This window comes from Acinetobacter sp. SM1B (genome assembly GCF_003289665.1).
GTDB lineage: Bacteria > Pseudomonadota > Gammaproteobacteria > Pseudomonadales > Moraxellaceae > Acinetobacter > Acinetobacter schindleri.
On sequence record NZ_QMBM01000001.1, the window covers coordinates 2043607 to 2050751 of the forward strand.

General features: G+C 41.4%; 11 protein-coding genes. 3 read left to right on the forward strand and 8 right to left on the reverse strand.

Going from position 1 to position 7145, the window contains the following annotated elements; all coding sequences use genetic code 11:
• Positions 1-62: 62 nt before the first annotated feature.
• Entirely contained in the window at positions 63-1043 is a 981-nt protein-coding gene (gene pheS, locus C8322_RS09885; protein ID WP_004813006.1) for a phenylalanine--tRNA ligase subunit alpha, read from the reverse strand.
• A 160-nt stretch (positions 1044-1203) separates the two neighbouring features.
• On the opposite strand from pheS, the gene C8322_RS09890 reads away from it, so the two are divergent.
• Positions 1204-2226 (forward strand): hypothetical protein, encoded by a 1023-nt coding sequence (locus C8322_RS09890; RefSeq protein WP_004889886.1) that lies wholly within the window; start codon positions 1204-1206, stop codon positions 2224-2226.
• Here C8322_RS09890 and C8322_RS09895 read toward each other — a convergent pair.
• The 3 genes from C8322_RS09895 to rpmI all read right to left on the reverse strand — a co-directional run bounded on the left by C8322_RS09895 (position 2223) and on the right by rpmI (position 3444).
• Positions 2223-2801 carry a hypothetical protein gene (locus C8322_RS09895; protein WP_004889890.1) on the reverse strand — a complete coding sequence of 193 codons (579 nt, stop codon included), beginning with the start codon at positions 2799-2801 and terminating at the stop codon, positions 2223-2225. The genes C8322_RS09890 and C8322_RS09895 overlap by 4 nt on opposite strands.
• Before the next feature lie 77 nt (positions 2802-2878).
• Complete coding sequence (gene rplT / locus C8322_RS09900) at positions 2879-3238, reverse strand: 50S ribosomal protein L20 (protein ID WP_004647525.1); 360 nt, start codon at positions 3236-3238, stop codon at positions 2879-2881.
• 11 nt (positions 3239-3249) lie between these two features.
• Positions 3250-3444, reverse strand: coding sequence for a 50S ribosomal protein L35 (gene rpmI / locus C8322_RS09905; RefSeq protein WP_004278281.1), 195 nt, complete (start codon positions 3442-3444; stop codon positions 3250-3252).
• Positions 3445-3856: 412 nt separating this feature from the next.
• Here rpmI and C8322_RS09910 point away from each other — a divergent pair, with 412 nt between their 5' ends.
• Positions 3857-4597 (forward strand): TonB family protein, encoded by a 741-nt coding sequence (locus tag C8322_RS09910; protein WP_004889893.1) that lies wholly within the window; start codon positions 3857-3859, stop codon positions 4595-4597.
• Between the two features lie 26 nt (positions 4598-4623).
• Here C8322_RS09910 and C8322_RS09915 read toward each other — a convergent pair whose 3' ends face one another.
• The 3 genes from C8322_RS09915 to C8322_RS09925 all read right to left on the reverse strand — a co-directional run bounded on the left by C8322_RS09915 (position 4624) and on the right by C8322_RS09925 (position 6050).
• On the reverse strand, positions 4624-5046 hold the full coding sequence (locus C8322_RS09915) for a YqaA family protein (RefSeq protein ID WP_004889899.1): 423 nt from the start codon (positions 5044-5046) through the stop codon (positions 4624-4626).
• 17 nt (positions 5047-5063) lie between these two features.
• A complete protein-coding gene (locus C8322_RS09920; RefSeq protein ID WP_004889900.1) occupies positions 5064-5354 on the reverse strand; it encodes a hypothetical protein in 291 nt (96 codons plus the stop codon).
• 75 nt (positions 5355-5429) lie between these two features.
• Entirely contained in the window at positions 5430-6050 is a 621-nt protein-coding gene (locus tag C8322_RS09925; protein WP_004889903.1) for a glutathione S-transferase family protein, read from the reverse strand.
• Positions 6051-6331: 281 nt separating this feature from the next.
• Here C8322_RS09925 and C8322_RS09930 point away from each other — a divergent pair, with 281 nt between their 5' ends.
• A complete protein-coding gene (locus C8322_RS09930; protein WP_004889904.1) occupies positions 6332-6805 on the forward strand; it encodes an Hsp20 family protein in 474 nt (157 codons plus the stop codon).
• A 47-nt stretch (positions 6806-6852) separates the two neighbouring features.
• Here C8322_RS09930 and C8322_RS09935 read toward each other — a convergent pair whose 3' ends face one another.
• The gene (locus tag C8322_RS09935; RefSeq protein ID WP_081400747.1) at positions 6853-7080 is read right to left on the reverse strand and encodes an HAD family hydrolase; all 228 of its coding nucleotides are present in this window, start codon (positions 7078-7080) and stop codon (positions 6853-6855) included.
• Between the last annotated feature and the right edge of the window lie 65 nt (positions 7081-7145).

Here is a 7145-nt window from a genome sequence, read left to right on the forward strand (position 1 = left end):
GATTTCGTGGAGTCCCTCTCCTTTTTTAAAGGAGAGGTTAGGAGAGGATTTAATAAAAAGTTTTAAGCAAACTGGCGTAAGAAACGCACATCGTTTTGGTAGAACATACGCAAGTCATTAATGCCATAACGCAACATTGCAAAACGCTCTACCCCTAGACCAAATGCAAAGCCTTTGTATTTGTCAGGATCAATACCAGCAGAACGCAATACATTCGGATGCACCATACCGCAACCCAGAACTTCCAACCATTTGCCACGCTCATCCATAATATCCACTTCTGCACTTGGCTCTGTAAATGGGAAATAAGATGGACGGAAACGTACTTTCAGATCTTTTTCAAAGAATTCATTCAGCAAGTTGACCAGCAAACCTTTCAGTTCAGCGAAGCTGGTGTTTTCAGCAACGTATAAACCTTCAATCTGATGGAACATTGGTGAGTGGGTTTGATCCGAGTCACAACGGTATACACGACCTGGACACACAATACGGATTGGTGGTTGTTGCGTTTCCATAGTACGGATCTGCACACCAGAGGTATGCGTACGCAGCAAATGGTTTACATCAAAATAGAACGTGTCGTGCATGGCACGTGCAGGGTGATGGCCTGGAATATTTAAGGCTTCAAAGTTGTGATAGTCATCTTCAACTTCCGGGCCAGTTGCCACTGTAAAACCTGCTTTGGTAAAGAACTGGCAGATACGTTCCTGCACTTGGGTCACTGGGTGGATACTGCCCACCTGCTGGCCACGACCGGGTAATGTAATATCAATAGTTTCGCTGGCAAGCTTTTGCTCCAGCGCAGCTTTATGCAGTTCTGCCTGACGTGCTGTCAGTGCAGCTGTAATCGCTTCACGCACAGCATGGATTTTTGCACCGAATTCTTTACGTTGTTCCGGATCCATTTTACCCAGCGACTTAGATTGTTCCGCGAGCTGGCTTTTTTTCCCCGTAAATTGCACTCGTACTTGATCAAGTGCAGCAAGGTCTTGAGCTGCTGCAATCGCAGCGAGCGCTTCAGTGGTCAGGGCTTCCAGTGACATAGTAACTCTCAAAGCAACAGGTTAGAAATATTTTTAAAAAACCCCGTATTCTAACAGTTTTTAGGCACGTTGATGAAGATGGCATGTAATGAAAATTAGATTGGCAGATGCAAAAATAAAAAGTATAAAATAAACATGATATCAATTAGATCAAATCATTATGGCAATCGATCAAATTTGGAAACAGCAACTTACTTTAGTAACTTATGGAAATGAGTACCTGTCTCAGGACTTAAGTTTCAATCGCTGGCTTCAGCATTCCATCTTTAATCAGCATCAATTTGCCTTTCGTGATCTGATTTCACAGCATCTTTTAGCGCAGCATTTTCAGGTATGGCTGGAAGGTTTGAAAAAACAGGGCGTACAACGTCTAAGTCTGCACCGCTCTACCCTGCTTGAAGATGAACAGAATCCCAATGTAAATGTAGAACTGCTGCCATTTGAATATTTCATTGTCAGCCATGAAGCCCAGAAAAAAAATGCCTGGATTATTGGTAAGGAATTACCCGAATGGTATACGGCAGATAATGACTATGAAGCGCCTGCTATGCAGCGATCCTCTCTACGTCATGAAACTTTCTGGCAATATGAACTCAACAGCAAACTGGCCAAACGTGTACTTGCAGACCTGGAACAACCAAACTGGGATGATATTCAGGCCTTTATGGATCATGAATTATTTGATACCAGATTTACGCAAGGTCTTGTTCAACCTGCTCAGCTTGGACAACCTTATTATGGTGTGTCTTCTACTGCAGATACCAGCACTACTTATCGACTGGCGTTATTACCAACCGATTATGCAGCTGACTTTGCCCATGACATGCTGTACCGTCTGGATGCGCTGGAAGAACTGATTGAAGCTAAAATCCAGCATCCTTATCATGAAAATGGTGAAGTGCTAACACCAGATCAACAGCTTGATCTACGTCATTTTTCGCAAAAAATTGATGATCTGAAAGCAAAGTTTATTGTTAAAATCGCGAATCACTACAAGACTGCAAAACTGAGTCCGAAAATCAGCGCTGATCCATTTGCAGGAATGACTACCGACGAGCATGTGACCAAACCCTCTAAAGCACACAAACCTCATGATGCTGCCAAATCCAATTCAGGCAATGTGATTACCCTGATTATTATTACGGTAATTATCTGTTTGATTGGTTATTATTTTGGACTTTAATGCTGTGCCAGAAAAGCGTCAATTTCTCGGGGCGATCTTAATCTGATCCAGTGGATATGCTGATATTCAGGCGCATGCATCAACTTTAAATAATGCTGACGATTTTTCTGGTGGGTTTTAATCATCCACCAGATGATGGAATCACGACTCAACATCTGGCTGAAACTTTCTGTATTATTCGAGTTTGGCCAAAGCGGTTGTTTGCTAATTGCCCGCTGTATGGCTCTTTTTATGGAACGATATAGATTGAGATGGAACGGTAAATCAATCCAGATCACACTGTCGATCTCAGCCCATTTGACGGGAATACTGCGAGTATAATTACCATCAATCACATAGCCATCTTTGGCCTGATCGATGGCTGCTTGAATTTTATCAAAGAACTCTCGATCCACAGTTTCCTGCCAGTTATCCAGCCAGAATAAATTATCCAGCTCGATATAACTGAAGCCTAATTTTGCCGCTAAAGCACGAGCAAAAGTAGATTTTCCCGAGGCAGAGGTACCGACCACATTTATTCTACGAAAATCTCGTACTTCATCTTTCTCATTCATTAGCACTAAGTCATTTGTCATATTTTAAATAGCTTATACTTTTTCATCAGACAAAAAAAAGACCGCTAAAAGCGATCTTTTTTCTAAGTCATAAAGACTTATGCAGCCAATGCATCTTTAGCTTTAGAAGCTAGAGCTGCAAACGCAACTGCGTCATGCATAGCAATGTCAGCAAGTACGCGACGGTCGATAATCACTTGAGCTTTTTTCAAGCCAGCGATCATACGGCTGTACGACAAACCATTTTGACGAGCACCAGCGTTGATACGCGCAATCCATAGAGCACGGAATTGACGTTTCTTCTGACGACGGTCACGGTAAGCATATTGACCAGCTTTGATTACCGCCTGGAACGCTACGCGGTAAACGCGTGAACGAGCACCATAGTAACCTTTAGCGCGAGCAAGAATTTTTTTGTGACGGCGATGAGCCTGTACACCACGTTTTACACGAGCCATTTATAATCTCCTTAGATGTACGGGCACATACGACGAACTGAAGCAACGTCACTTACGTGAACCATTACACAGCCGCGCAATTGACGAATACGCTTAGCAGATTTTTTGGTCAAAATGTGGCGTTTGAACGCTTGTTTACGCTTAAAACCGTTAGCAGTCGCTTTGAAGCGTTTAGCTGCACCACGGCGAGTTTTCATCTTAGGCATAACAACCTCTTTTGAACACCTGTTCGGCACGTCTGCACCATTGCAAAGACGCCCTGCAGGTAAGGGAGCCGATATTCTAAAGCATCTTTGTTTAAAACAAAAGCAGTATTAAAAGTAAAAAGATAGATGACAGGCACTTAATCCTTTTTCCCATAAATATTGCGCGATGAAATATCAAGCTGACTAATCCAAGCTTTTTATAATCCACGAATCTTTCTCACAAAAAACTTCTGACTCCTGCAGCAATACATGTATAGCTTGGCTTCATTATGATTTTTTAATTATCACCTTCAATATTTATAAGGCAGAAAAATAAATTATTTTGAATGAGATACTTGCCAGTATTGCCAATTCAGGAAATACTGCGCTTCAAAATTGAACATCCTCTTTGCTTGATTCAAGACCGAAACTTATGAAACGTATTCTGTGTATGACCCTGTTGTTGAGCTTCCCTTTTGCAGCAAGCTATAGCGCATCAACAAAAAAAGCACCGCAATTGCCCACACAGACCATTGATGTGCAGCCAACACATTTGACGACACGCATTGAGTGGAGCAAGTTTCCCAAACCAAAATATAGCAATGAAGATTTAAAAGGTCAGGACCGTTCTGCGGTGGTACGTATCTATGCCAACGAGCAGGGGCATATCAAACAGGCTGTCATTCAGGACAGTACCGGTTACCAGCAGCTGGATCAGCTACTACTTAATGCCGTGAAATCTGCTGAAGTTAGACCACATATTGATAATAAAACAGCACTACCGATCATTGGCTATCAGGTGTTTAACCTGAAACTGATTGACCAGGATCAGGAATTTTGCGAATACAGTTTCAACTCTAAAAATTGGCAAGCACAACAGGAGCAGCAAAAAACTAAATTCCAGTATCTAAACCAACCTGAGCTAAACGTTGATACAGATTTACTGAATGAAAACGACCGAACAGTAGAGTTTCAGATCAAAGCCAATCGCAAAGGCGAGATTAAAAAGGTCAAGATCAGAAAAGGCTCAGGCATTTATCAACTCGATCAGCAAGTAGCAAATGCATTGAAAGATACCCAGATCATTACTAAACGCCGCGCAAGTACCCTATGGTTGTATAAACCATCCAGCTTTAAGGATGAAATTCAGTTTAAACTGAATGAATGCAAATAAACCAAAAGAGGCTTCAAACCTCTTTTTTAAATCATGCTATAAGCCATGTAAATAAACAGATAACGTCCGATTTTCGCAATACTCACGATCAGTAAGAATCGAGCAAAGTTTTCCTTAAGCAATCCTGCAATTAAGGTAATTGGATCACCAATCATGGGCACCCAACTCAGCAACAAGGACCAATAACCGTATTTCTGGTAGCTCCTTTGTGCTTTTTGCATCTGCTGTTCAGACACTGGAAACCACTTCCGGTCTTTATACTGCTCAATTCTTAGACCTAAATACCAATTCACGCAAGAGCCGAGAATATTCCCAATACTGGCAACGGCGATCAAAGTAAATGCTGAATAGCTACTATTGACCAGTAATCCTAACAATACCGCTTCTGACTGCAAAGGCAATAAAGTTGCCGCGCCAAAGGCAGACAGAAACAGAATCAGTAATACCATCTAAGTGATCCGACTATTTAGCGTGTCAGTCTTAACTGTCTTTTAGCTTTCAGATATTCCATATTTGACCAGAAAAGAGCGAGTATGATTGCAAAGATACGAGACCATTTATATTTGGTTGCCAAGGGCAAAATTGCCTCAGCCAATATATTCTGATCCTTGGTATTCAGCTCATTAATAACCAGCTGAATATGCACAATCTCAGCCACAAACAAAGCTAAACAGGCAGCCAGACCAAAGATAATGCTCCAGTAAATTCGAGAATTAGTTTCCACAATTCGAGTGAAGTTCAGGAAAAATGCTTTCATGCTGATATCCAATAAAAAACCACCTGAATCGGTGGTTTTAATAACTTTTGTACATCTTAACATAACAATCGCAGATTAACTGACCTGAATCGCTAATGCTTTTTGCACCGCAGGACGTGCCTGCATACGCTCAATATAACGGCTTACTTCCGGATAATCCGCTAAATCAATACCTTGCCATTCATAACGAAGTAACCAGGGGAAAATCGCCATATCGGCAATTGAATATTCGCCAGCGACATAGTCCTGACCGACCAGCTGTTTGTCCAGTACACCGTACAAGCGCTTGGTCTCATTCACATAGCGCTCTGTTGCATAAGGAATCCGCTCTGGAGCAAAACGGCTAAAGTGATGGTTCTGTCCCAGCATCGGGCCTAGCCCACCCATTTGCCACATCAACCATTGTTCCACCTGAATCCGCTTAATCTCATCGGTCGGATAAAACAGTCCGGTTTTACGTCCCAAATACTGCAAGATGGCACCCGATTCAAAGATCGAAATCGACCGATGATCTGGTCCATCCTGATCGACAATAGCTGGAATTTTATTGTTCGGTGAGATTGCCAGAAAGTCTGGCTGAAACTGGTCATTTTCCAGAATATTGACTGGAAGGATCTGATAAGATAGCCCCATTTCTTCTAATGCGATTGTAATCTTATGACCGTTGGGTGTACCCCAGTAATATAAATCAATCATTCGTGCCTATACTCCATACACCTTTATTATGGTGTTCCAACAAAATAATGGATCTGGTCAAAAACAACAAGCAATGCTTAATAAAATAATTTTTAATTTAATTTCAATAAATTAATTAATTTTTAAAAAAATTTCACTTAAATTTCTTGAAAATTTTCGGTCTGAACACATATTTATTTCTGCATAAGGATGGTCTATCCATCTTTTGCCCTGTCGATGATCATCATGACAGCGGTGTTTTCTTATTTTTAAAACTTTGCTGACCTCAGGAGGTTCTAATAATGAGTAATATCAATCTTCATCCATTATTCCGCCGCAGCATTGGCTTTGATCGCCTCAATGATTTCATTGATTATGCCATGCAAAGCGATGCGCCAAATTATCCACCATACAATATCGAAAAACATGGTGAAAACCGTTACCGAATTGTCGTAGCCACCGCCGGTTTTAACCAGGAAGAATTGAGTATTTCTCTTGAAAATCGCTTGCTGACAATTTCTGGAAAACCTGAAGCTGTTCAGATTGAAGGTACTGAGTATCTACATAAAGGTATAGCCCGTCGTGCCTTCAAACTATCACTGCGTTTAGACGAACACATTGAAGTACAGCAGGCAGATTATGCTAACGGTCTACTCGTGATTGACCTGCAGCGTGTAATTCCGGAAGAAAAATTGCCAAGACAAATTCCGATTGGCAAAAAGTTATTGCTGGAAAATCCGGAAGAAGTCACTGAAAAAACCGTCAATGCGGAATAAGCATATATAAAATGTTCTAAAAAGGCCCTTCGGGGCCTTTTTTGTTTTTAAGCCAATCTGGATTGTGAAGTTAATAACAGAATTTTTAACTGCTGAACGCTATGAATCAGGTAATGTGGCTGATGGGCCACCAATACAGATTCACTATTAAAACCCCAAGTTACCGCAGCGACAGCAATTCTATTCCGATGAGCTGATTCTATATCAATGATCTGGTCACCAATATAGATGACCTGTTCTGGATGCAATTTGGATTGCTGCACAATTTTTCTAATCTGTTTGGCTTTGCTTTGACATCCTCACCCACCTAAAGGAGGGTGATTCCTACTGCTAGACGCTC